The organism is Pseudomonas sp. GW821-FHT07B01 (assembly GCF_059419065.1).
On the sequence record NZ_JBWKRA010000001.1, the window covers coordinates 148230 to 173941 of the forward strand.

The 25712-nt window shown below is 63.8% G+C and carries 11 protein-coding genes; 5 read left to right on the plus strand and 6 right to left on the minus strand.

All coding sequences use genetic code 11. The annotated features are described in order from the left end of the window. Positions 1–23: 23 nt before the first annotated feature. Both AC07S6_RS00750 and AC07S6_RS00755 read left to right on the plus strand, forming a co-directional pair. On the plus strand, positions 24–2189 hold the full coding sequence (locus AC07S6_RS00750) for a mechanosensitive ion channel family protein (protein ID WP_495111504.1): 2166 nt from the start codon (positions 24–26) through the stop codon (positions 2187–2189). 16 nt (positions 2190–2205) lie between these two features. Then, positions 2206–3552 carry an amidohydrolase gene (locus tag AC07S6_RS00755; RefSeq protein ID WP_105227541.1) on the plus strand — a complete coding sequence of 449 codons (1347 nt, stop codon included), beginning with the start codon at positions 2206–2208 and terminating at the stop codon, positions 3550–3552. 111 nt (positions 3553–3663) lie between these two features. Here the strand turns inward: AC07S6_RS00755 and AC07S6_RS00760 are convergent, their stop codons facing one another. The 5 genes from AC07S6_RS00760 to AC07S6_RS00780 form a co-directional block, all read right to left on the minus strand. Beyond that, positions 3664–3888 (minus strand): MbtH family protein, encoded by a 225-nt coding sequence (locus AC07S6_RS00760; protein WP_003192847.1) that lies wholly within the window; start codon positions 3886–3888, stop codon positions 3664–3666. An 82-nt stretch (positions 3889–3970) separates the two neighbouring features. After that, positions 3971–5371: an aspartate aminotransferase family protein gene (locus AC07S6_RS00765; protein ID WP_495111505.1), complete on the minus strand. Its 1401-nt coding sequence runs from the start codon at positions 5369–5371 to the stop codon at positions 3971–3973. A 260-nt stretch (positions 5372–5631) separates the two neighbouring features. After that, positions 5632–6405, minus strand: a complete 774-nt coding sequence (locus AC07S6_RS00770; RefSeq protein WP_495111506.1) for an N-acetylmuramoyl-L-alanine amidase — start codon at positions 6403–6405, stop codon at positions 5632–5634. Between the two features lie 123 nt (positions 6406–6528). Further along, positions 6529–7851, minus strand: coding sequence for an ATP-binding protein (locus AC07S6_RS00775; RefSeq protein WP_495111507.1), 1323 nt, complete (start codon positions 7849–7851; stop codon positions 6529–6531). After that, positions 7848–8528: a response regulator gene (locus AC07S6_RS00780; RefSeq protein WP_014719307.1), complete on the minus strand. Its 681-nt coding sequence runs from the start codon at positions 8526–8528 to the stop codon at positions 7848–7850. Before AC07S6_RS00780 ends, AC07S6_RS00775 begins: the two co-directional genes overlap by 4 nt. Before the next feature lie 175 nt (positions 8529–8703). Between AC07S6_RS00780 and dsbD the strand changes: the two genes are divergently transcribed. The 3 genes from dsbD to dsbG are packed head-to-tail and all read left to right on the plus strand — an operon-like array spanning position 8704 to position 12013. Then, complete coding sequence (gene dsbD, locus AC07S6_RS00785; RefSeq protein WP_034126123.1) at positions 8704–10431, plus strand: protein-disulfide reductase DsbD; 1728 nt, start codon at positions 8704–8706, stop codon at positions 10429–10431. Continuing rightward, positions 10431–11276: a TlpA disulfide reductase family protein gene (locus tag AC07S6_RS00790; protein ID WP_038451026.1), complete on the plus strand. Its 846-nt coding sequence runs from the start codon at positions 10431–10433 to the stop codon at positions 11274–11276. Before dsbD ends, AC07S6_RS00790 begins: the two co-directional genes overlap by 1 nt. Then, positions 11252–12013: a thiol:disulfide interchange protein DsbG gene (gene dsbG, locus AC07S6_RS00795; RefSeq protein ID WP_020302229.1), complete on the plus strand. Its 762-nt coding sequence runs from the start codon at positions 11252–11254 to the stop codon at positions 12011–12013. The genes AC07S6_RS00790 and dsbG overlap by 25 nt, the downstream gene beginning before the upstream one ends. A gap of 764 nt (positions 12014–12777) precedes the next feature. On the opposite strand, the gene AC07S6_RS00800 is transcribed toward dsbG, so the two are convergent. Continuing rightward, positions 12778–25674 (minus strand): non-ribosomal peptide synthetase, encoded by a 12897-nt coding sequence (locus tag AC07S6_RS00800; protein WP_495111508.1) that lies wholly within the window; start codon positions 25672–25674, stop codon positions 12778–12780. Positions 25675–25712: the final 38 nt, after the last annotated feature.

The window sequence follows — 25712 nt, forward strand, 5'->3', positions numbered from 1 at the left end:
TCGTTTTCAAGGTTGACCGCCTCGTGCTTTCCCGTCTGTTTGCCCTGCCCTGCTACCTGCTGATCGCCCTGCTCACGCTGCTGCCAGTGATGCCCGCCCAAGCCGTGGGCTTGCCCGGGATGCTGGGCGGCTCCAGCAAGACCCAACCCCAGGCGGAAGTGCCCCTGGGGCAGTCGCTGGACGAAGTGATCAAAACCCTGGAAAACGACCAGCAACGCACCCAGTTGCTCAGCGACCTGAAGAAACTGCGCGCCGCCACGCAAAAGGCCCAGCCCGCCGCCGAACTCGGGGTACTCGGGTTGATCGGCAGTACGCTGTCGGGCTTTGAGCAGCAGTTTTCCGGCGCCGACAGCCCGCTGGGGCGCTGGTCCAATGAAGTCGACCTGGCCAAGGATGAACTGGCCGCCCTGATGTTGCCGGCCAGCGAATGGCTGCCGATCATCTTCGGTTTTGCCGTGATCCTGGCCGTATGGAGCCTGCTGGCCGCTGCGCTGATCTGGCTCAGTCACCGAGTGCGCGAGCGCTTCGGCCTGCCCGAAGAGCTGCCGCAGCACCCGCGCACCTGGGACATGCTGCGCTTTGCCCTGCGCAAGCTGGGCCCCTGGTTGATCGCGCTGGTGATCACGGTGTACCTGAGCTACGCCCTGCCTTCCTCCCTGGGCAAATCCCTGGCCATGGTGCTGGCCTATGCCTTGGTGGTCGGCACCTGTTTCTCGGCAATCTGCGTGATTGCCTTCTCCGTACTCGACGGCCCGCACCGCCACCGCGCCTTGTATATCCTGCGCCACCAGGCGTTCCGTCCGCTGTGGTGGATCGGCAGTTTTGCCGCCTTCGGTGAAGCCTTGAGCGACCCGCGCCTGGTTGCCGCGCTCGGCCAGCATCTGGCCCACACCGCCGCGACCGTGGCCAATGTAATGGCGGCGTTGTCCACCGGGGTGTTTATCCTGCGTTTCCGCCGACCCATTGCGCACCTGATCCGCAACCAGCCGCTGTCGCGCCGACTGACCCGCCGCGCCCTCACCGATACTCTGTCGATCATCGGCACCTTCTGGTACATCCCGGCTCTTCTGCTGGTGGGCATCTCACTGTTCGCCACCTTCCTGTCGGCCGGCGACACCAGCACCGCCCTGCGCCAGTCGCTGCTGTGCACGGTGTTGCTGGTGTTGTGCATGGTGATCAACGGCCTGGTGCGCCGCCACGCCCTCAAGCCGCACCGCGGGCACAAGCGCCATGCACTGTATTCCGAACGCCTCAAAGGCTTTGTCTACACCCTGGTGCACCTGGTGGTGTGGCTGGTATTCATCGAACTGGGGCTGCGGGTCTGGGGCCTGTCGATGATTCGCTTTACCGAAGGTGAAGGCCATGAAATAGCCGTGAAGCTGTTCGGCCTCGGTGGGACCTTGTTGTTCGCCTGGCTGATCTGGATCCTCAGCGACACCGCGATTCACCACGCCCTGACCCGCTCGCGCAAAGGCCTGGCCAACGCGCGTGCGCAAACCATGATGCCGCTGATCCGCAACGTGCTGTTCGTGACCATCTTCATCATCGCCGCCATCGTGGCCTTGGCGAACATGGGTATGAACGTCACGCCCCTGCTGGCCGGTGCGGGCGTGATCGGTATCGCCATCGGCTTTGGTGCGCAATCGCTGGTAGCCGACTTGATCACCGGCTTGTTCATCATCATCGAAGACTCCCTGGCCATCGACGACTACGTGGACGTCGGCGGCCACCTCGGTACCGTAGAGGGCCTGACCATCCGTACCGTGCGCCTGCGCGATATCGACGGCATCGTGCACACCATCCCGTTCAGCGAAATCAAGAGCATCAAGAACTACTCCCGCGAGTTCGGCTACGCCATCTTCCGGGTGGCGATCCCTTACAACATGGAAATCGACGACGCGATCAAACTGATGCGCGAGGTCGGCCATGCCATGCGCAACGACCCGCTGCAACGCCGCAATATCTGGTCGCCGCTGGAGATCCAGGGCGTGGAAAGCTTCGAGTCCGGCAGCGCGATCCTGCGCGCACGCTTCAAGACCGCGCCGATCAAGCAGTGGGAAGTGTCGCGGGCATTCAATCTGTCGCTCAAGCGGCACCTGGATGAAGCCGGGCTGGACCTGGCGACACCGCGCTTGAGCGTGCAGGTGCAGACTGCCGGCAGCGTGCAGGAGAAAGATCCACAACAATAAGCAAGGAGAGGTTGGTATGCGAATGAACGGTCTGACACACCAATGGGTTTTGGGTCTGCTCGGCGCGGTCGCGAGCAGTGCAGTGATCGCCGCCAGCAGCGGCCAGGACAGTGCCCGGGAAACCATTGCTGCCCAGGCAAAAATCCTCGAACCCAGCCTGTTGGAAACCCGCCGCGATATCCACGCCCATCCGGAACTGGGCAATACCGAAACCCGCACCGCCGAGTTGGTCGCCAAACAGTTGCGCGAACTCGGCCTTGAGGTGAAGACCGGGGTGGCCCGCACTGGCGTCGTCGCCATCTTGAAAGGCGCCCTGCCCGGCCCGACCGTGGCCCTGCGCGCCGACATGGATGCGCTGCCGGTCAAGGAAGTGGCCGACCTGCCCTTCGCCTCCAAAGCCAAGGGCACCTACCTGGGCAAAGAAGTCGACGTGATGCACGCCTGCGGCCACGACGCCCATACCGCTATCCTGCTGAGCACTGCGAAGATTCTCACCGGGATGCGCGAGCGCCTGCCCGGCACCGTGGTGTTTTATTTCCAACCGGCCGAAGAAGGCCCCAGCGACTTTATCCCCGACGGCAAGAACACCTGGGGTGCGAAGATGATGGTGCAGGAAGGCGTGATGAAAGCGCCCAAGCCCGATGCGGTATTTGGCCTGCATGTGTGGGCCGGTGTGCCTGCCGGGCAAATCGCCTACCGCCCGGGCCCAACCCTGGCCAGCTCCGATGACCTGCGCATCAGGATCCTCGGCAAACAGACCCACGCCGGCCGCCCCTGGGACGGTATCGACCCGATCACCGTTGGCGCGCAAACCATTGTCGGCCTGCAGACCGTGGTCAGCCGCCGTACCGATATTTCGTCATTCCCCTCTGTGGTGAGCATCGGCACCATCAACGGTGGCACCCGCTATAACATCATCCCCGAGTCGGTGGACATGAGCGGCACCATTCGCTCCTACGACTACGGTATCCGCCAGAAGCTGCATGCAGACGTGCGTCAAACCGTAGAGAAAATCGCCGAAAGCGGTGGCGCCAAGGCCGAAGTGACGATCATCGAGAAGTACGACCCCACCATCAACAACCCGGCGCTCACCGAGAAAATGCTGCCGAGCCTGCGCTGGGCGGCTCAGGATGATGTGGTGCAAGGCCCGTTGGTGGGTGGCGCCGAAGACTTCTCGTTCTATGCCAAGGAGGCGCCGGGGCTGTTTGTCTTCCTGGGGGTGACCCCAAGGGATCAGGACATGAGCAAGGCGGCGCCGAATCACAACCCAGGGTTCTTTGTGGATGAGTCGGCGTTGGTGGTGGGCGTGAGGACGCTGGCGTCGTTGGCGACGGATTACCTCTATACCCACACATCACTGTAATGCTTGATGTGGAGGGGGCTTGCCCCCGACAGCTGTGTGTCAGCTAAACATTGGCTGGCTGATACACCGCAATCGGGGGCAAGCCCCCTCCCACATTTGAACCCAGGTGAATCAGTTGGCGAGGGCCGCGCCATCCATTTTCTGGCGCAGGCTCAACGGCCGCATGTCGGTCCACACTTCCTCGATATACGCCAGGCATTCCTTCTTCATGCCACTCTTGCCCACGGTGCGCCAGCCTTCCGGCACGGCCTTGTAGTCGGGCCAGATCGAATACTGTTCTTCATGGTTGACCACTACCTGAAAGAGGATGTCGTCGCGGTCAAATACTGAGGTCATTGCTGTTCTCCGTCGCTCAAAGGCTGGCTGCGCACCACGCGCAGCACTGATATCTGTAGAAACGTACCAAGGGCCTGGAAAATTACAGGCTGGCCACGGCCGCCGCCAAGGCGCGCCCGAAAATCTCAGCCACCTGGTCGACTTCGCGAGCGGTGATCACCAGCGGTGGCAGGAAACGCACCACACTGCCATGGCGCCCGCCCAGTTCCAGGATCAGCCCGCGCTTGAGGCATTCGCGCTGCACCAGCGGCGCCAACTGGCGATGCACCGGTGGGTGGCCCTGACTATCAGGCGTACCAGTCGGGTCTACCAGCTCCACCCCCAGCATCAGCCCACGCCCACGGATATCCCCCAGGTGCGGGAAGTCGCGCTGCAGGATGCGCAGGTGTTCGTCCAGGCGCTCGCCCATGGTCGCCGCATGGCCTGCCAGGTCGTGATCCTTGAGGTAGCGCATCACCGCCGAGCCCGCCGCCATCGCCATCTGGTTGCCGCGGAACGTCCCGGCATGGGCGCCCGGCAGCCAGGTGTCGAGCCAGTCGCGATACACCACCACCGCCAACGGCAGGCTGCCGCCAATCGCCTTGGACATGACCACCACGTCCGGAATGATGCCGGCGTGTTCGAAGGCAAACATTTTGCCGGTACGCCCAAAACCGCTCTGGATCTCATCGACGATTAGCGCCACCCCCGCTTGCGCGGTGATACGGCGCAGGCCACGCAGCCAGTCGAGGTCCGCCGGGATTACGCCGCCCTCACCCTGGACCACTTCGACAATCACCGCCGCTGGCAACAGCACGCCGGCTTCCGGGTCGTTGAGCAGGTTTTCCAGATAATGCAGATTGACCCGCACACCTTCGGCGCCACCCAGCCCAAACGGGCAACGGTAGTCATACGGGAATGGCAGGAATTGCACGCCATTGCCGAGCAAGGCGCCCAAGGGTTTCTTTGGCCCCAGGCTGCCCATCAAACTCAGCGCGCCCTGGCTCATGCCGTGATAGCCGCCCTGGAACGACAGCACGGTGCTGCGCCCGGTAGCAGTGCGCACCAGCTTCAACGCGGCTTCCACCGCATCAGTGCCGGTGGGGCCGCAGAACTGGATTTTCGCTTCTCGCGCCAGTTCCGACGGGAGCAAACCGAACAGGTCCTGCACGAATTGATCCTTGACCGGCGTAGTCAGGTCCAGAGTATGCAGGGGCAGTTCGTCGCTCAGCACTTGCTGGATGGCCTGGATCACCACCGGGTGGTTATGCCCCAGCGCCAGGGTTCCGGCACCGGCCAGGCAATCGATGAACCGGCGCCCCTCGACGTCCTCCACGTAAATGCCCTTGGCGCGTTTTAGTGCCAGGGGGATGCGCCGTGGGTAGCTGCGGGCGTTGGATTCCTGCTGGCGCTGGCGGGCCAGCAGCGGGCTTTCGTCAAACTGATAGAGCGTTTCCGCGGCCTGCACCGGGGCGTCTTCGATACGGCTGGTAGCGACTGACATCTCTGGATCCCTCAATACGCTGATGATCGTGACCAAACTGCCGATCCGTTGGCGTCTGGCCCAAGGGCATGCGCACGGATTTCCTGTTGTGGAGACGCTTCAGGTGCACTGGGATTTAGGAGGTTGGTCGGATATTTACCGATTGTGGGGAGATTAAAATGTGGGAGCGGGCTTGCTCGCGAAGGCAGTGTGTCAGTCGCTGCATCTGTTACTGCACTACCACTTTCGCAGGCAAGCCAGCTCCCACATTTGAACAGCGCTCAGCTCCGAAGCCCGCGGTATTTTTCATTCAGCGCATAAAGAATCGCGCACGTCTCTGCATCCAGGAATCCACAATAATCCCGTGGCCGAAAGTGCATCTGGAACGCCCGGGTGCGCTGTTCAAAGGCCCGGCGATTCTGCGCCGGCTTATACCCATAACGCTGAAACGCCCGCTCCACTTCGACCTCCGGCGGCAAGCCGAGACAAAAGCGGCGCTGGTACATTGCCCGGCTCGATTCATCAAACCAAGCCCCGATGCCGACCTCATGCAGCACACGCCAGGGCAACCGAGGCCCAGGGTCGCTCTTGCGCCAGTAGGCTACGTCCGAATGCCCGAGCCAGTCAGTGGGGCCCACCTGCGGATAGCGCTCCAGCAGGTCGCGAAGCAATTCAATCAGTAGGTCAATCTGTGCCGGTGCGTACTCCGGAAAGGTAAAGACTCCCGCTTCATCCCGCGCCAGGTTAACGATTTCAATGCCCACCGAGCGGCTGTTGAGATCGGCCTTCCCCGCCCAATAGCTCACGCCTGCGTGCCAGGCGCGCTGGTCCTCGCCCACCAGGCGAAACACCCGCAGCTCTTCATAACCTGCAGCGCGGTAGCTGGGTTCAGCGGGATCGGGCAGCAGATAGTGAGCGCTGACGCCATCTTGGGTGAGGGTGCGTAGCGATGAAGAAAAGGGCGCGGCGGTGTAGTGCACAATCACCTGTTGCACGGATTCGCCGCGGCGGTCGTTGAAATCCCTGGCTGGGAAACTGGTGTCGATCACCAACATAAGAACAGTCCTTTTCAATTCAGGCCGACTCATTCGGCCCGTTCAAGCGCAAAAAAATTACCGCCATCCTGAAGGCTTGAGCCTCAGGCGGGCGGTAATTATTTGCCACGTGAATAGGACTGCTCAGCGCCGCAACGGCATGCCCAGATCGACCCGCATACCATCGGGCTGGCTGTCGAAGTGCAACGAGCAGGAACAGCGCTGCACGATCGCCTGGACAATCGCCAGGCCCAGGCCACAGCCTTCGCTGCTGCCATTGCGCCAGAAGCGTTGGGTGAGGTATTGCAGGTCTTCGTTGGAGATCTGCTGGCCATGGTCACGCACGCGGAACACCACGTTATCCGGGGTAGAAAACACCTGCAGTTCCACGCGGGTATCGGCGGGGGTATGGCGCAGGGCGTTGTCCAGCAGGTTACGCAAGGCCGCGACGGCAAGACCCACAGGCATTGCCACTGGAACAGGGGAAAGATCCGGCGTCAGGATCAGATCAATGCGTGAATTGTCACCGGCGTTGGCATCCTGGATCGCCAACCGGGCGACTTCCTCGGCACTGGACTGCAGGCCATCGTCAAACGACAGGCTGCCCTCCACCCGCGCCAGCAACAACAGTTGCTCCAGGGTGCGATGCAAGCGATCGGCGCCCTCCTCGGCGTGCGCCAGGGACTGGTCGCGGGCCGCGCCCTCGGTCATGCGTGCGACTTGCAGGTGGGTCTTGATCGCGGTCAATGGGCTGCGCAGTTCATGGGCGGCGTCACCGGTCAGGCGACGTTCGCGCTCGATGGTCTTGGCGATGCGCTGCAGCAGTTGGTTCTGGGTGTCGAGCAACGGCTTGAGTTCACTGGGCAGAGGGTGAATCTGCAGAGGCTCGAGGGAGTCGACACTGCGCCGCATCAGGGCATCCCGCATACGGTTGAGCGGCACCAGGCTCTGGCCAATGCCCAGCCACAGCAGGCACAGGCAGCCCAGCAATGCCACGCCGACCGGCACCGACGCCGCCAGCAGGATCGACAGGTTGAGGGCTTCACGCTCCACCTGGCGGTCGGCGGTGGTGATCAGCAAGTCGCCACGGGACAAGGTAAAACTGCGCCAGCCCACGCCGTCGATGATCTGGTCGCGAAAGCCGCTGCGGCGCGACTCCAACCCTTCCTCCGGCGTGGTATGGCTGCGCGCCAGGATCTCGCCACGCAAGGAGCTGACCTGGCAAGCCATGCCACCCGGCACATTCAGTTGTTCGGTGCGCAAATGCGCGCCCCCGCTGACGCTGGCCAGGCCCGGCATCTGCTCGGTGAGCCCGGCCACCATGCGCGCAGAAGCCACCAGGCGCTGGTCGAGGGAAAACATCATCTGGTTGCGCAAGTCGTTGAGCATCCAGGCGGCCGCCAGCACCCAGATCAGTACAAAAGCGGCGCCCAGCTTGAACGTCAGGCGCAGACGCAAGCTCTTCACGGCGTGTTTTCTCCGCCATCAGCCGTGCCGAGGCGATAGCCCAGCCCCCTGACGGTTTCGACGATGCCATTGCCCAACTTGCGCCGCAGGTGGTGGATATGCACGTTGAGGGCGTTGCTTTCCAGTTCGTCGCTGAAGCCGTAGACGCTGTCCTTGAGCTGTTCGCTGGACAGTACGCGGCCCTTGTTGTGCAACAGCGCCTGCAACAACGCCTGTTCACGCCGGGACAGATCCACCGGCTGGCCGCCGAGGAAGGTCTCGCGGCTGCTGGGGTCGTAGGCCAGGCGGCCATGTTCGATCAGGTTGACGCTGCGCCCCGCCACCCGGCGCAACAGGGTTTGCAGGCGAGCGGCGAGTTCACGCAAGTCGAAGGGCTTGAGCAGGTAATCGTCGGCGCCGGCTTGCAGGCCGTCGACGCGGTTGGTCACCGAGTCCCGCGCGGTGAGGATCAGCACCGGAATGTCCAACCCCTGGCTGCGCTGTTGTTGCAGCAGCTTGAGGCCGTCTTCGTCGGGCAGGCCAAGGTCGAGCACCATGATGTCGAAGGCCGCGGCCTTGAGCATCGCCCGCGCCGCCGAGGCCGTGGCCACGCGCTCCACGGTAAAGCCCTGGGCGGTCAGGCCGGCCACGATGCCACTGGCGATCAGTTCGTCGTCTTCACAGACCAGTACGTGCATGGTTAACCCTTCATGAAAGATGGCGCGATTAGAAAAGCCACGGATTAAGCGCGCATTATGCCGCTAAAGTTCGCAACACCGGACAATCCCTACGCTCTAGAATAGCGGCGGTTAATCATCGGTTAATCAACGCCACACATTGTGTGCCTCACTTGCATCGAACTAAGGCTTGACCATGCGGCATCTGTTTACCTTTCTGCTGGTGTTGTTCGCGGGATTCGCCCAGGCAGCGCCGGGCAGCCCCTTCGAAACCAAACCCGACTTCCTCCCGGTAGGCAAAGCCTTCGCCTTTACCTCCGAACGTCTTGAGAGCGGCGAAACCCAGCTGTTTTGGCAGATTGCCGACGGTTATTACCTGTACCAGCAACGCATGAAGTTCGACGGCCTGGCCGAAAAACCCGTGCTGCCCGAGGGTGAAGCCCATAGCGACGAGTTCTTTGGCGAGCAGCAAGTCTATCGCCAGGGCCTGGAAGTGAAGATCCCCGCCGGCACCACCGGCCAGGTCAAGCTCGGCTGGCAGGGCTGCGCCGATGCGGGCCTGTGCTATCCGCCGCAGTCGATCACCGTGGACCTGGGCGGCAACCCGGCCGTCGCCGCGACCGCGCAAGCCCAGGACCAAAGCCTGGCCAGCGGCCTGCAGCAGCGCAGCCTGGGGTGGAGCCTGCTGGTGTTCTTCGGCCTGGGCCTGCTGTTGGCGTTTGCGCCCTGCTCGTTGCCGATGCTGCCGATCCTCGCCGGCCTGGTGGTGGGCAGTGGCGCCAGCCCGCGCCGTGGCTTTGCCCTGGCCGGCAGTTACGTGGTGTGCATGGCGCTGGTGTATGCCGCCCTGGGGGTGATGGCCGCGTTGCTCGGCGCCAACCTGGCGGCGTTGCTGCAAACCCCGTGGATCCTTGGCAGCTTTGCCGCGTTGTTCGTGCTGCTCGCCCTGCCGATGTTCGGCTTCTTTGAGCTGCAACTGCCCGCCTTCCTGCGCGACCGCCTCGATAACGTCAGCCGCCAGCAAAGCGGTGGCAGCCTGGTGGGTGCCGGTGTGCTCGGCGCATTGTCCGGCCTGCTGGTGGGGCCGTGCATGACCGCGCCCCTGGCCGGCGCCCTGTTGTATATCGCTCAAAGCGGCAATGCGCTGCACGGAGGCCTGATCCTGTTCGCCATGGGCATCGGTATCGGCATCCCGCTGTTGCTGCTGGTGACTGTGGGCAACCGCTTCCTGCCCAAGCCGGGCACCTGGATGAACGTGCTCAAGGGCATCTTCGGCTTCCTGTTCCTGGGCACCGCGGTGCTGATGATTCGCCCGGTGGTCGGCGACAGCCTGTGGATCGGCCTGTGGGGCGCCTTGGCGCTGGTGATGGCGTACTGTGGCTGGGCGCTGGCCCGTGAGTCCGGCCTGGCGGCCAAGGTATTCGGCGCTGGTTCCCTGGTGCTGGGTCTGTGGGGCGCGGTGCTGGTGGTGGGGGCGGCCGGTGGCAGCGATGAGCTGTGGCAACCCTTGAAGGTCTACAGCGGCTCAAAGGTCGCCGGTGCACCGAGCGCCCACGATGCCTTCACCACGATCAACGACCCGGCCGTGCTGCAAAGCCAGCTCGACAGCGCCAAGGCCCAGGGCCAATGGGTGCTGCTGGACTACTACGCCGACTGGTGCGTGTCGTGCAAGATCATGGAGAAACAGGTGTTCGGCAAACCCGAGGTGATGGACGCGCTCAAAGACGTGCGCCTGTTACGCCTGGACGTCACCGCCGACAACGCGGCCAGCCGCGAGCTGCTGGGCCGCTACAAAGTGCCAGGGCCACCGAGCTTCGTGTGGATCGGCCCGGACGGTGAAGAACGCCGCGCCCAACGCATCACCGGCGAAGTAGACGCCGCTGCCTTCCTGCAACGCTGGACCCAGACGCGGGACGCTCTCTGATGCTGACCCTCACCATCGGCACCTTCGCCATCGCCCTGAATCACCTGCTGCTGATCAGCGCGCTGATTCTCGCCACCCTGGTGGGCTGGCGCGTGGCCAAGCGCGGCGGCGAAAACCCGGAGTCGGTGCTGTTCAGCCTGTTTCTGCTGGGCCTGCTCGCCGCCCGCGTCAGCTTTGTGCTGATGTACTGGAGTTATTACAGCAACGACTGGGTGGAGATGGTCGACCTGCGTGACGGCGGCTTTCTCGCCTGGCCCGGGATCATCGCGCTGATTCTCGGCGCGCTGGTCTACGGCTGGCGTCGCCCTGCCCTGCGCAAGCCGCTCAGCGCCGGGGTGATCACCGGCCTGGTGTTCTGGGGCATGACCAGCCTGTCCCTGAGTCTGTACGAAAAAGGCACGCGCCTGCCGGATATCACCCTGCGCAATGCCAATGGCGAGGTGGTGCAACTGGCGGATTATCAAGGCGGCCCGTTGGTGATCAACCTCTGGGCCACCTGGTGCCCGCCGTGCCGACGCGAAATGCCGGTGCTGGAAAACGCCCAGCGCATGCGCCCCGATGTGACCTTCCTGTTCGTCAACCAGGCCGAAAGCATGCAAAGCGTCAGCACTTACCTGGCCACCCAAGGCCTGAACCTCGACAACGTGCTGTTCGACGCCAGCGGCCGCCTCGGCCAGGCTGTGGGTTCCATGGCGCTGCCGACCACGTTGTTCTACCAAGCCGATGGGCGCCTGATCAACAGCCACTTGGGCGAACTCTCCGAAGCCAGCCTGGCCCGTGCCATGGAACCCTTCGACAACACCACGACAAGGAAACCGACATGCCTCGCCTCCGCCACCTGCTGACCCTGCTGCCTTTGACGCTAGCCGCTACGCTGGCCCAGGCCGAAGACCTGCCGGCGCCGATCAAACAGATCGAAGCCAAAGGTGCCAAGATCATCGGCAAATTCGATGCCCCCAGCGGCCTCACCGGCTACGCCGCCCAGTACCAGAACCGTGGCATGGCCCTGTACCTGACCGCCGACGGCAAGCACGTGATCGCGGGCAACCTGTACGACGCCCAAGGCAATGACCTGAGCACCGCGCCCCTGGAAAAACTGGTGTACGCGCCGATGGCCAAGGAAGTCTGGGCCAAGATGGAAAACAGCAGCTGGATCCAGGACGGCGATAAAAACGCCCCGCGCACCGTCTACCTGTTCAGCGACCCCAACTGCCCGTACTGCAACATGTTCTGGGAACAGGCCCGCCCGTGGGTGAAGGCCGGCAAGGTGCAGTTGCGCCACATCATGGTCGGCATCATCCGCGAAGACAGCCCAGGCAAATCCGCCGCCCTGCTCGCCGCCAAAGACCCGCAAAAAGCCCTGCAAGAACACGAAGCCGCCGGCAAGGGCAGCAAGCTCAAGGCGCTGGAAAAGATCCCGGCCGAGGTCGAGGCCAAGCTTGATGCCAATATGAAGCTGATGGATGAACTGGAGTTGTCGGCGACGCCGGCGATCTTCTATCTGGATGACAAGGGTGGGTTGCAGCAGCAGCAAGGGGCGCCTTCGCCGGATAAGTTAGTGAAAATTCTCGGGCCAAAATAAGCGCCGCCCTCGCGGGCGCCATCGCAGGCAAGCCAGCTCCCACATTTGAATGTATTCACAACTCAAAATGTAGGAACTGGCTTACCTGCGATGAGCATAGGTATCTACACAACTTCGGCACGACGCTAAATCTGTGGCGAGGGAGCTTGCTCCCGTGACGGCCTGGCAGCCGACACAGATATAACTGATGCCCCGCGATCCAATGTGCGAGCTGGCTTGCCTGCGATGAGCATAGGTATCTACACAACTTTGTGGGTTGTAACAGCAGACGGTAACCACGATGCGAAGCGAGTCGCTCTTGATCTGCTTTTGATCTTGATCTCAGGCGCCCCGTTAAACCACGCTGGCCGAACGCAGGCTTGAATTCGTGGGTAACCCGGCAGGACGCCGGGTTAGCCGCCCCGCGCCATGGATGGCGCGTGGCGGCGGCCCACGGATTCAAGCCTGTGTTCGGGCACACCGAGCCTAAGCGAGGTGCCGAGTGGTGGGGCAAGAGCGTTTTGCTTACTTTTGCGCTTTTCAAAAGTGAGCCGCTGTAAAAGCGGAACCCTAAGTGGCCGTTACCGCAGGAATGGATATGTACTCGGTATAACTGCGTCGGCTGTCAGGCCGCCATCGCAGGCAAGCCAGCTCCCACATTTGGATCGCGGTGCACCAGCTCGATCAGCGTCGGCTGCCAGGCCGTCACGGGAGCAAGCTCCCTCGCCACAGGTCCAGCTGTGTAGATGCCTATGCTGCAATGAGGCCCTGACAGACAACGAAGATCAAAGCCCCTCCAACTCCGCCATCAAATCGCTCAACCGATCCACCTTCTCGGCACTGACCTCATTGCCCGCCACCCCCTCGATATACTCGGCCAACTCCGCCACGGTGCTGCACTCGAACATCGCCCGCAACGGCACATCGCGCTGCAGTGTCTTCTGCACCCGCGAGGCAATCTGCGTGGCCAGCAGCGAGTGCCCGCCCAGTTCGAAGAAGTTGTCCTGCACCCCGACCCGCTCGACCTTCAGCACCTCGGCCCAGATACCCGCCAACGTAGTTTCCAGTTCAGTGCGCGGCGCCACATAGTCCTGATTGTGCAACTGGCCGATCTCCAGGGCCGGCAGGGCCTTGCGGTCGAGCTTGCCGTTGGCATTCAGGGGCAGGCGGTCAAGCCATAGCCAATGCAGTGGCACCATGTATTCCGGCAGTTCGGTACGCAGGCGTTGCTTGACGCGCTCCAGCTGTTCACTCGGTTCCAGCGTGGCATCGGCGGCCACCAGGTAGCCGACCAGATGTTTGCCATTGGCCCCCTCTTGCACACCCACCGCCGCGTCGCGCACGAGGGGTTGTTCATGCAGGCGCGCTTCGATTTCACCCAGTTCGATGCGGTAGCCGCGAATCTTCACCTGGTGGTCGATACGCCCGACATACTCCAGCACCCCATCGCTGCGACGCCTTGCCAGGTCGCCGGTACGGTAGAGGCGCTCACCAGGCGCGCCAAAGGGATTGGGTACAAACACCTGGGAGGTGCGCAGCGGATCGCTGACATAGCCACGACCGACACCGGTGCCGGCGACGCACAACTCGCCCACCGCCCCTTGAGGCACCAACTCCAAAGCGCCGTCCAGCAGGTACAAGCGGTTGTTGTCGGTCGGCGTACCAATCGGCAGGTAAGTGCCACGGGTCGACGCCAGATCGACGCGGAAGAAGGCCACATCATCGGAGCATTCCGCCGGGCCGTAGGCATTCACCAGGCCAATTTGCGGGTAACGCAGCAGCCACTGATGGGCCAACTCCGGCGGCATGGCCTCCCCGGTCGGCAACATCCAGCGCAGGCCCTCGAGGCTGATACGCTCCTGGGCCAGCATGCCCTGGATCAGCGACGGCACACTCTCCAGCACGGTGATGCCCTGTGCTTGAACGTGGGCCAGCAACCCTTGCGGATCATGGGCGATGGTATTGGGCACAATGTCCACACGCGCGCCAAACAGCGGCGCGGCGAGGAACTGCCACACAGAAATATCGAAGCTTTGCGACGCGGTCTGGGCGATCACATCGGCATCGCTCAGGTTCAGGTACGGTACCTTGCTCAATTGGTTATTGAGCATGCCGCGCTGTTCCACCATCACACCCTTGGGCAAGCCGGTGGAGCCTGAGGTGTAGATCACGTAAGCAAGGTTGTCCGGGCCACTGTAGACACCTGGGTTTTCACCACGGGCGGGAATTTCCTCCCACACCAGCAACTGGCAATCGACACCTTCGAGCAGCTCGATGGCCTGTTCACGGCACGCCTCGGTGCACACCAGCAACGGCGTGCGGCTCAGGTCGATGATGCGGCTCAGGCGCTGGCCCGGCAGGCCCGGGTCCAACGGCAGGTAGCCGGCGCCGGCCTTGAAGCTGCCGATGATCATACCGAGCAAATCCAGCCCACGTTCAGCCAACAACGCCACCGGTTGGTCCAGGCCGACACCCGCCGCAATCAGCGCGTGGCCGAGGCCATTGCTGCGGCGATTCAGATCCTCGTAGCTCCATTGCTGGTCAAGACAACTGGCGGCGATACGCTGCGGATGCTGCGCGACCTGCTCCTCGAACAACTCGATATAGCTGCGTTCCAGCGGGTAGGCATGTGCGCTCTGGTTACAGCCTTCCACGAGGAATTCACGTTCCTGCTCACCCATCAGCGCCAGCTCGTCCATGTCACCATGGAAGCCCTGCACCAGCGCCAGCAACAGGCGCTTGAACTCAGCGAGCATGTCTTGCACGGTGCTTTCGTCGAAATAACGCTGGTCGTAGGACAGGTGCAAACCGAGGTCATCGCCGGGGTAGCACACCGCCGTCAGCGGGAAGTTGGTGTGGGTACGGCCAGAATCCGAGGTGGCGTTCAGGCTTTGTGCACGGTCCAGCACCGAGACTTCCACTGGCGCGTTCTCAAACACAAACAGGCTGTCGAACAGCGGCTGGCCCTTGGGCAATTCGCTGTGTTCCTGGATCGTCACCAACGGCAGGTATTCGTACTCGCGCAGTTGCATATTGCTGTCGAGCAAGGCGCTCAACCACTGGCGCACGCTGCAGCGCTGGCCGTCCTCGGGCAGTTTTACCCGCAACGCGATGCTGTTGATAAACAGGCCGACAGTGCGTTGCATCTCGGGCATGTCCACCGGGCGACCAGCCACGGTGACGCCGAACAGCACATCGCGATCACCACTCAAACGCCGCAGCACCAGGGCCCACGCCGCCTGGGCGAAGGTGTTGACGGTAAGCTGATGCGCCTGGGCCAGTTCGCGCAGTTGCGCACCATCGCGGGCATCCAGGCGGGTGTAGCAGTCGCCCACCATCATGCCGCCGCTGCCACCAGCGTGTTCGCGCAGGAACGGGCGGTCGCTCGGGATCGGCGTGGCGCGCTCGAAGCCTTGCAAGTTTTGCTGCCACCACTGGCGCGCTTCGTTGAGGTTCTGGCGTTGCAGCCAGGCAATGTAGTCGCGGTAGCGCGGCGGCGCGGCCAGTTGCGCATCGCGGCCTTCGCCCAGGGCTGTGTAGATATCGAAGAAGTCATTCATCAGCAGCGAACGGCACCAGGCATCGATCAGGATGTGGTGGTTGCTCATCATGAACCAGTAGCGCGCCTCGCCCACGCGAATCAGGCGCAAGTGGAAAGGCGCCTGGTTGAGCAGGTCAAAACCGGCTTCGCGCTCGGCCTTGAGCAAGGCTTGCAGACGCGGCTCCTGCTCATCCTGCGGGTCGGCGCTCCAGTCCAGGTACTCGATCGGCGTACTGCCGGGCTTGTGGATCACTTGCAGCATGTCTTCGCCGACGTTCCAGCAGAACGAGGCGCGCAAGGCTTCGTGGCGGGCGATCACCGCTTGCCAGGCCTGGGCAAAACGCTCCGGGTCCAGGGCGCTGTTGATGCGGTAGCGGTCCTGCATGTAATACAGGCCGGTGCCGGGCTCCAGCAGGGTGTGCAGCAGCAAGCCTTCCTGCATCGGGGTCAGCGGGTAGACGTCTTCGATGGCGCTGGCCGGGACCGGCAAGGCGTCCAGTTGCACCTGGGTCAGGCGCGCCAGGGGGAAGTCGGACGGCGTGAGGCCACCGGCATCGTCCTGCAGGCAATGGGCGATAAGGCTGTGCAATTCGCCCAGGTAGGCCTCGGCCAGATCGCGAATCACCTGCTGATCATGCCGCTCACGGCTGAACGTCCAGCGTAGCACCAGCTCGCCGCCGTAGACCTGGCTGTCGATGCTCAGTTCGTTGGGCAACGGCGCATCCGGGTCATGGGCCTGACCGGCGGATTCCTCCAGCGGATGGAACAGCGCGTCAGCGCCAAAGCTCTGGTCGAACTGACCCAGGTAGTTGAAGGTGACCTGCGCGCTCGGCAATGCGGCCATGCTCTGCTTGCACAGGTCTTCGGCCAGGTAACGCAGTACGCCATAGCCCAAGCCTTTATGGGGCACGCCGCGCAGTTGCTCCTTGATCGCCTTGATCGAGTCGCCCTGCTCGGCCTGCGGCGTCAGACGCAACGGATAGGCACTGGTGAACCAGCCCACGCTGCGGGTCAGGTCGATGTCATCGAACAAGGTTTCGCGGCCATGGCCTTCCAGTTGGATCAGTGCCGAGGCCTGCCCGCTCCAGCGGCACAGTACGCGGGCCAGGGCGGTCAGCAACAGGTCGTTGACCTGGGTGCGATAGGCACTCGGAGCCTGTTGCAGCAACTGCCGGGTGCGCTCGGCATCCAGGCGCACGCTGACCGTTTCGGCATCGCAGTTTCGCAATGTTCCTTGTGGGCGCTGCACCGGCAAGGCCAGGGCGGGGCCAGCCAATTGCGCTTGCCACAGGCTCAACTCTTCGCGCAAGGACTCACTGTGGGCATAGGCTTGCAAGCGCGCAGCCCAATCGCGCAGCGCGCTGGTTTTGGCCGGCAGGCTGACGGACTGGCCGTCACTGAGTTGGCGATAAACGTTTTGCAGGTCTTCCAGCAGGACGCGCCACGACACGCCGTCCACCACCAGGTGATGGATGGCGATCAGCAAGCGCTGCTGACCTTGCGGCCCGTCCACCAGCAAGGCGCGCAGCAGCGGCCCCTGTGCCAGGTCGAGGCTGCGCTGGGTGTCGGTGAACAACGCCGTGCACGCCTGCATGTCGCGCACCTGCGCCTGCAGCAGCACGCCGCCTTCCGGCACGCCCATATGTTCGGCATGCCATTGCGCATCGCGCGGGGTAAAGCTCAAGCGCAGCGCGTCGTGGTGTTCCAGCACCGCCAGCAGCGCTTGCTCCAGGCGATGGGCATCGAGCAGTTGCAGTGGCTTGAGCACCAATGCCTGGTTCCAGTGCTGGCGCGCCGGGATGTCGGTGTCGAAGAACCAGTGCTGGATCGGCGTGAGGCCCGAGGGGCCGGTCAGCAATCCTTGCTCGGCGATAATGAGCTCCGAGCGAGTCGCCACGGCAGCCAGGCTCTGTACGGTCTGGTGCTGGAACAGGTCACGGGGGCTGAAATGAATCCCGGCCTGGCGCGCCCGGCTCACCACCTGGATCGACAGGATCGAGTCGCCGCCCAGTTCAAAGAAGTTATCGTCGAGGCCGACTTGCTCCACGTTCAGCACCGCGCACCAGATGGCGGCCAGGCTGTGTTCCAGCTCGCTGCGCGGCGCGACGTAGGCTTGGCGATTGGCCTCTGGGTCCGGCTCAGGCAAGGCACGGCGGTCGAGCTTGCCGTTGGCGGTCAGCGGCATGCTCTGCAGCACGATCAGATGCGCGGGCACCATGTAGTCCGGCAGTTGCGCCTTGAGGTGCGCCTTCAACGCGTCGCGCAAAGCGGCGTGCTCGGCATCGCTGACCAGGTACGCCACCAATTGCTTGCCGCTCGGCGCATCCAGTGCCAGCACCACCGCTTCGCGCACAGCGTCATGTTCGAGCAAGCGCGTTTCGATTTCGCCCAGTTCGATGCGAAAACCGCGGATCTTCACCTGATGATCGATGCGCCCCAGGTACTCCACCAGGCCATCGGCGCGTTGGCGTACCAGGTCGCCGGTGCGGTACAGGCGCCCGCCCTTGCCAGCAAACGGGTCTGCGACAAAACGCTCCGCCGTCATCCCCGGCCGCTGGTGATAACCCTGGGCCAGGCCGGCACCACCGATGTACAGCTCACCGCTGGCGCCCTGGGGCACCAGCGCCAGGTCGGCGTCGAGAATGTAAGCCACGCGCTCGCCGACGATGCTGCCGATCGGCACACTGCCAGCGCCCTCCTCCAACTGCTCGGGCGCCAGGCTGGCCAGGGGCATCACCACGGTTTCGGTGGGGCCGTAGGCGTTGAAGAACAGCTGGGGCGTGAACGCTGCGCGGATGCGTTGCAGGTGTTCGCCGGTCAAGGCTTCGCCACCGGTGATGCACATGCGCACCGGCAGCGTCTGTTGCTGGGTCGCCAGCCACTGCGCCAACTGGCTGCCGTAGCTCGGGGTGAAACCGAGCACATTGATGCGATGGGTACGGATCAGCGCGCAGATTTCTTCGGCATCCCACTGGCCCTGGGCGCGCAATACCACCCGCGCCCCGCACAGCAGCGGCACCAGCAAACGCTCGGTGGCAGCATCGAAGTTGATCGAGTAAAAGTGCAGCTCGCAGTCATCCGGGCGCATATCAAAGCGCTCGATCACCGCCTGGCAATGCATGGCGATCTCACCGTGGGACACCACCACGCCTTTGGGCTTGCCCGTGGAACCCGAGGTGTAGATGAGGTACGCCTGGTGTTGCGCCAGACTCACGAACGGCAGCGCTTCGGCGGGGTAATTCGCCAGCACCGGCGAGTCATCCTCCAGGCACCAGCACGCCACCGTCGCCGGCAATTCACCCAGGGCTTCGAACAGGGCCGCATCACTGAGCAGCAGGCCGATGCCACTGTCTTCGATCATGTAATGCAGGCGGTCCAGCGGGTATTCGGGGTCCAGCGGCACATAGGCACCGCCGGCCTTGAGGATCGCCAGCAAACCGACGACCATTTCCAGCGAACGCGGCAGCGCCAGGCCCACGCGCACCTGCGGGCCCACGCCACGCTCGCGTAGCATCCAGGCCAGGCGGTTAGCGCGCTCATCCAGTTGCGCATACGAGAGGGTCACACCGGCAAAGGTCAGCGCCGGGGCATCCGGCCGCTGGCTGGCCTGCTGGCTGAACAGTTGATGGATGCACTGGTCGAGGCGATGCTCGCCCTTCTCCACCCCCAGGCTGTCTTGCAAGGCGCGTTGTTCATCTGCGCTCAGCAACGGCAATTCGCTCAGGCGCTGGCCAGGATCGGCGACCAACGCTTCAAGCAAGTTGCGCCAATGCTCGGCCATACGCGCAATACGCGGCTCGTCGAACAGGTCGGTGCTGTAGGTCAGGCAGCAACCCAGGCGATGGTCGAGGTCGGTGACTTCCAGGTTGAGGTCGAACTTGGTCGCCCGCGCATCGTTGGCCAGGTACTCCACGGTCATGCCAGCCAGTTGGCGGCTTTGCTGGAATTCCCAGCGCTGCACGTTGCACATCACCTGGAACAACGGGTTGTACGCCGCGCTGCGCGGCGGTTGCAGGGCGTCCACTAGATGGTCGAACGGCAGGTCCTGGTGGGACTGGCCCTCGATCACGGTATGGCGCACCTGCTCGAACAGCTCGCTGACCCGCATCTGCCCAGTGAGCTGGCAACGCAGCACCTGGGTATTGAGGAACGCGCCAATCAAGCCTTCGCTTTCCGGACGGATACGGTTGGCCACTGGCGCGCCGATGCGCAGGTCGGTCTGGCCGCTGTAGCGGTAGAGCAACACCGCCAGGGTCGCGGTCATGGTCATGAACAGCGTGAGGCCGTGCTGGGCGTTGAAGGCTCGCACGCGGGCGGCCAGCTCATCGCTCAAATCAAACCGGTACAGCTCGCCCCGATGGCTTTGCACCGGTGGCCGCGGACGGTCGCCGGGCAATTCCAGCAACGGGTGTTCGTTGCCCAGTTGGGCGGTCCAGTAGTCCAGCTGACGCTGGCGCTCACCGGCTTCCATCCACTGGCGTTGCCATACGCTGTAGTCGAGGTACTGCACCGGCAACGCTGGCAGCGGTGAGTCGCGCTCGTCGATAAAGGCTTCGTACAAGGCGCTGAGTTCACGGGCAAAGATGTCCATGGCCCAGCCTTCGGTGACGATATGGTGCAGGGTCAGCACCAGGTAATGTTCCTGCTCGCCGGCCTTGACCAGGCAGGCGCGCAAAAGCGGCCCGGTTTCCAGGTTGAACGGCGTGTGCGCCTCGACATCGGCCAGTTGCTGCAAACGCTGCTGGCGCTGCGGCTCATTCAGCGCGGAGAAATCCTGCCAGTCCATGCGCACATTGGTTTGCGCCGAGACCTTTTGACAGGCCACACCATCGACACTTGGGAAAGTGGTGCGCAGGGTTTCGTGACGCATGATCAAGGCCTGCAAGGCGGCCTCGAAACGCCCCACATCCAGCACGCCGCGCAGGCGCGCCATGCCGCCGACGTTGTAGGCCGGGCTGTCCGGTTCCATCTGCCAGAGGAACCACATGCGCTGCTGGGAATAGGACAAAGGGACCGGCTGGCTGCGGTCGACTTTGGCGATGGCAGTCTGTTGGTTGCGCTGGCCCGCCGCCTGGATCAGCCCGACCTGCTGGGCAAAATCGCCCAGCTCGCTGGCTTCGAACAGCGTGCGCAGGGGCAGTTCGACGTCGCAGGCCTGGCGGGTGCGGGAGATGATTTGCGTGGCCAGCAACGAGTGCCCGCCGAGTGCGAAAAAGTCATCGCGCAGGCCGATGCGTGGCAGGCCAAGCACCTCGCGCCAGATCGCGGCGATTTGCAGCTGCAAAGGTGTGTGCGGTTCGACGTGTTCGCGGGTTTGCCATACCGGCTCTGGCAAGGCACGCCGGTCGAGCTTGCCGCTGGGGCTCAGGGGCATGGCGTCCAGGCGCATCAGCAGCGCGGGCACCATGTACTCCGGCAACTCGGCAGCCAGGGCGGCTTTGACCCTTTGTTCATCCAGTTCGGTGTCGGCGGTGTAGTAGCCGATCAACTGTGCATCACGCACCAGCACCACGGCCTGGGCAATGCCTACCTGGGCCAGCAGGCGCGCTTCTATTTCTTCCGGCTCCACCCGGAACCCCCGCAGTTTGACCTGCTGATCGAGGCGTCCGAGGTATTCAAGCACGCCATCGGCGTTCCAGAGCGCACGGTCACCGGTGCGATACAAGCGGGCGCCCGCCGCGCCCAGCGGGTCGGCGACAAAACGTTCGGCTGTCAGCCCGGCACGGCCCAGGTAACCCCGCGCCAGGCCGATACCGCCGATGCACAGTTCGCCCGGCACACCGGCCGGCAAAGGGTTGAGCTGCTCGTCCAGTACGCGGCAGATCACATTGCCCAACGGCCGGCCAATCGGCGAGCGCTCGCCATCCGAGGCGGCGCACTGCCAGTGGGTGACGTTGATCGCGGTTTCGGTCGGGCCATAGCGGTTGTGCAATTGCACCGCTGGCAAGCGCGCCAGTACGCGGTTACGCAGCTCGGCGGGCAAGGCTTCGCCGCCGGAGAACAGGCGACGCAGGCTGGTGCATTCGGCCACCAGCGGCTCGTCGATAAACAGCTGCAACAGCGGCGGCACGAAGTGCAGCGTGGTCACCCCCTGTTCCTGCACAAGCTGCGCGATGCGGTGCGGGTCGCGATGTTCGCCCGGCCCGGCCAATACCAGGCGGCAGCCGGCAATCAATGGCCAGAAGCATTCCCACACTGACACGTCGAAACTGATCGGCGCCTTTTGCATCAGCACATCGGTTTCGTTCAGTTGATAGGTGGCCTGCATCCACTGCAAACGCTCGGCCAGGGCGCCGTGGGTGTTGCCCACGCCTTTGGGTTGGCCGGTGGAACCGGAGGTGTAGATCACGTAGGCGAGGTTATCGCCGTGCAAGTGCAAGCCTGGCGCCTGGGTCGGCCAGCTGTCGAGGTGCAGGCTGTCCATGGCAATCACGCTCACGCCTTCGGCGCTAGGCAGTTGGGGCAGCAACGCGGTCTGGGTGAGCAGCAGTTGCACGCCGCTGTCGTTGAGCATGTAGGCCAGGCGTTCGGCGGGGTAATCCGGGTCCAGCGGCACGTAGGCGCCACCGGCCTTGATGATGGCGAGCAGGCCGATCAGCAGTTGCGGCGAACGCTCGGCGGCGATAGCCACGCACACGTCCGGGCCGACGCCTTTGTCGCGCAGGTAATGGGCCAGGCGGTTGGCCTGGGTGTGCAGTTGGGCGAAGGTCAGGCTGCCGTCCTGCCAGACCAATGCGGTGGCGTCCGACGTTGGTTGGTTGAGCAGCTCGGGCAGCCAGTGCCGGGCCGGCGCGCAGGGGGCTTCGCTCCAGGGTTGCTGTTCGTCAGCCTGCATCAACGGCAGATCACCGATGGCGTGTTGTGGTTGCGCGCACACAGCGTGAAGTAGATGGATGAAGTGCTCGGCCAGACGCTGGATGGTCGCGCAATCGAACAGCTCGTCGGCGTAGTCGAACGACAGGCTCAAGCGCCCATTGCGATCTTCTTCGCTGTGCAGTTGCAGGTCGAACTTGGCTTCGCGGCTGTGCCAGGGCAACTCATCGGCCAGCAGGCCCGGCAGGCGGCGCAAGGCACTGAGGTCGCGCTGCTGGTGGTTGAACATGACCTGGAACAGGCCCTGCTCGCGGGCCTGGGGGAAGGCTTCCAGCAGTTGTTCGAAGGGCAGGTCCTGATGCGCCTGGGCGGCCAATGTGGTCTCGCGGGTGGCGGCCAACAACTGATTGAACGGCAGGCGCCCGTCCAGTTCGGCGCGCAGCACCAGGGTGTTGATAAAGAAGCCGATCAGGCCCTGGGTTTCATGGCGTGGGCGGTTGGCATTGGGCACGCCGATACGGATATCGCGCTGGCCACTGTAGCGATAGAGCAAGGTCTGGAACGTCGCCAGCAGCAGCATGAACGGTGTTGAGTCATGGGCCTGGGCGGTCTGGCGGATCGCCGCACTGAGGCGCGCATCCAGGCGCTGGCGATGGCGCGAGGCGCTGTGCCGATGCTGGGCGGCACGCGGGTGATCGGTGGCCAGGTTCAGGGCCGGGTGCTCGTCACCCAACTGCGCTTTCCAATACGTCAGCTGTCGCTGGCCCTCGCCTTCGGCCAGCCATTGGCGCTGCCAGCTGCCGTAGTCGGCGTATTGCAAGGCCAGCGGCGGCAACTCCAGGGACTGGCCTTGGGCGGCAGCGGCGTACAGGCGCGAGAACTCGTCGATCAGGATATTCAGCGACCAACCGTCGGCAATGATGTGGTGCAAGGTCACCAGCAATTGGTGCTCTTCGTCGTCCAGGCGCACCAGGGTGACCCGCAGCAACGGGCCTGTTTCCAGGTCGAACGGGCTGCGCGCCTGGTCTTCGCGAACCTCTTGCGCACGGGCTTCGCGCTCGGTGTTGGGCAGGTCGCTGAGGTCGATGATCGACAGTTCGACATCCGCCGTAGCCTCGACACGCTGAAACGCCTGGCCGTCGCGCTCGTAGAAGCGCGTGCGCAGGGCTTCGTGACGCTGGATCAGTTGCTGGAAGCTCTGGCGCAGTGCGTCTTCATCCAGCTCGCCGCGCAGGTGCAAGGCGCCTGGAATGGTGTAGGCGCTGCTGTGAGGGTCCAATTGCCAGGTGATCCACAGGCGGTTCTGTGCCAGGGATTGGGGCAAGTCTTCTTGACGTGACAGCACGTGGATTGCGCCTTGGGCAACACCGCCATCCTGTTGCAGCTGCGCGACGGCCGTGGCGAAGGCGGCGAGGGTCGGCGCTTCGAACAACAGGCGCAGGTTCAGCTCCAGCCCCAGGCTTTCGCGCAGGCGGGCGACCACTTGGGTCGCGGTGATGGAGTTGCCCCCCAGCAGGAAAAAGTGATCGTCGCCCGCCACATGAGCCAGTTGCAGTTGTTCGCACCAGATCGCCGCGATCTGCTGTTGCAGGTCCGATTCCAGCGCCACTTCGCTCGCCTGCCCCGGCTGCCCGGGGAACTGCGCGTAGCTGTCGAGGCTGCCATCGGCATGCCGAATCGCACAGGCGGCACGCTGCACTTTGCCGCTGGAGGTCTTCGGCAAAGCGCCTGGGTTGAGCAGCACCACCACGCTCGGGGCTTGCTGGCAGGCCTCGGCCACGGTTTGGCGGATCGCCTTGATCAGCGCTTCGGGCGGCAGGATTTTCTGCACGCTGCGGCTGATTTCCGCGGCGATGCCGATGCCTTCCAGGCCCTGGTCATTGACCGCAAACGCGGCGACCCGGCCCTTGCGCACCACTTCCACTTCGCGCTCGATGGTCTGTTCGATGTCCTGGGGGTAGAGGTTATGGCCGCGCACGATCAGCAGGTCTTTCAGGCGCCCGGTGATGTACACCTCACCGTCGCGGATAAAACCCAGGTCACCGGTGCGCAACCAGGTGCGGCCAGCGTGCTGGACGAAGGTCTTGGCGCTGGCTTGCGGGTTGCGCCAGTAGCCGTGGGCGATGCTCGGGCCCGTGGCCCAGAGTTCGCCGACGCACTGGTCGGGCAGCTCGGTGAGGGTGTGCGGGTCGGCGATCAGCACGGCGTGGTCCGGCTGGCTGGTGCCGCAACTCATGATCGCAGGGCCCTGCCCCGGTTCGGCACGGTTGGCGGCCAGCGCCTGTTCGTCCAGGCGCAGGGCGGGAATGCCACGGCCACGGGTACCGCCGGCGACAAACAGGGTGGCTTCGGCCAGGCCGTAGGAGGCGAAGAAATTATTCGGGGTGAAACCACAGGCCGCGAATTTTTCCGCGAAGCGTTCCAAGGTGTCGAGGCGGATCGGTTCGGAACCCGAATAGGCCACGCGCCAGCGGCTCAAATCCAGGCGCTCCAGGGCCGACTCACTGACCCGTTCGCTGCACAGGCGGTAGGCGAAGTCCGGGCCACCGCTGATGGTACCGCCGTATTCGCTGATCGCCTCCAGCCAGCGCAAAGGTCGGCCAAGGAAGTAGGCCGGCGACATCAACACGCAGGGCACGCCGCTGAAGATCGGTTGCAGCAGGCCGCCGATCAGGCCCATGTCGTGGTACAGCGGCAACCAGCTGACGATCACGTCATCGGGGTTGAGGTCGATGCCAAAACCACGGCGGATCAGCACTTCGTTGGCCACCAGGTTGCCGTGGCTGACTTGCACGCCCTTGGGCAATGCGGTGGAGCCGGAGGTGTATTGCAGGAACGCGATGTCGTCCGCCTTGAGGTCGGGCTCGACCCACTGGTCGGCCTGCTGCGCCTCCAGGGTGTCGACGCTCAACACCTTGGGCGCGTTTTCAATCTGCGCCAGGCCCTCGCTGAGGCTGGCAATGGTCAACAGCAGCCGCGGCTCGGCATCGCTGATGATCGACAGCAGGCGCTCCTGGTGATGACGGCGCGTGGATTCCGGTGGATACGCCGGCACCGCGATCACCCCGGCGTACAGACAACCAAAGAACGCCGCCACATAGTCCGGGCCACTCGGGAACAGCAACACCGCACGCTCGCCCAGGCCAGCGTTGGCTTGCAAGGCAGCGGCGATGGTGCGGGCGCGTTGGTCGAGGTCGCGATAACTGAGCACCACACTGTGCTCGGCGCTCTCGGCGAGGAAGCGCAACGCCACCTGGTCCGGCGTCTGCGCAGCACGCTGTTGAAGGGACTGGACCAGGGTGCGGGGGAGTTCGAAGGCGTCCATCATGGGGTTCCTGCCTGAAATCGGCTTACGGGAAATTCGGG

What these genes read in the sequence shown, in the direction of transcription:
- AC07S6_RS00755 (WP_105227541.1), top strand. Translation starts at nt 2,206, where the DNA reads ATGCGAATGAACGGTCTGACACACCAATGGGTTTTGGGTCTGCTCGGC.
- dsbD (WP_034126123.1), top strand. Translation starts at nt 8,704, where the DNA reads ATGCGGCATCTGTTTACCTTTCTGCTGGTGTTGTTCGCGGGATTCGCC.
- dsbG (WP_020302229.1), top strand. Translation starts at nt 11,252, where the DNA reads ATGCCTCGCCTCCGCCACCTGCTGACCCTGCTGCCTTTGACGCTAGCC.
- AC07S6_RS00760 (WP_003192847.1), bottom strand. Translation starts at nt 3,888, where the DNA reads ATGACCTCAGTATTTGACCGCGACGACATCCTCTTTCAGGTAGTGGTC.
- AC07S6_RS00790 (WP_038451026.1), top strand. Translation starts at nt 10,431, where the DNA reads ATGCTGACCCTCACCATCGGCACCTTCGCCATCGCCCTGAATCACCTG.
- AC07S6_RS00765 (WP_495111505.1), bottom strand. Translation starts at nt 5,371, where the DNA reads ATGTCAGTCGCTACCAGCCGTATCGAAGACGCCCCGGTGCAGGCCGCG.
- AC07S6_RS00780 (WP_014719307.1), bottom strand. Translation starts at nt 8,528, where the DNA reads ATGCACGTACTGGTCTGTGAAGACGACGAACTGATCGCCAGTGGCATC.
- AC07S6_RS00800 (WP_495111508.1), bottom strand. Translation starts at nt 25,674, where the DNA reads ATGATGGACGCCTTCGAACTCCCCCGCACCCTGGTCCAGTCCCTTCAA.
- AC07S6_RS00770 (WP_495111506.1), bottom strand. Translation starts at nt 6,405, where the DNA reads ATGTTGGTGATCGACACCAGTTTCCCAGCCAGGGATTTCAACGACCGC.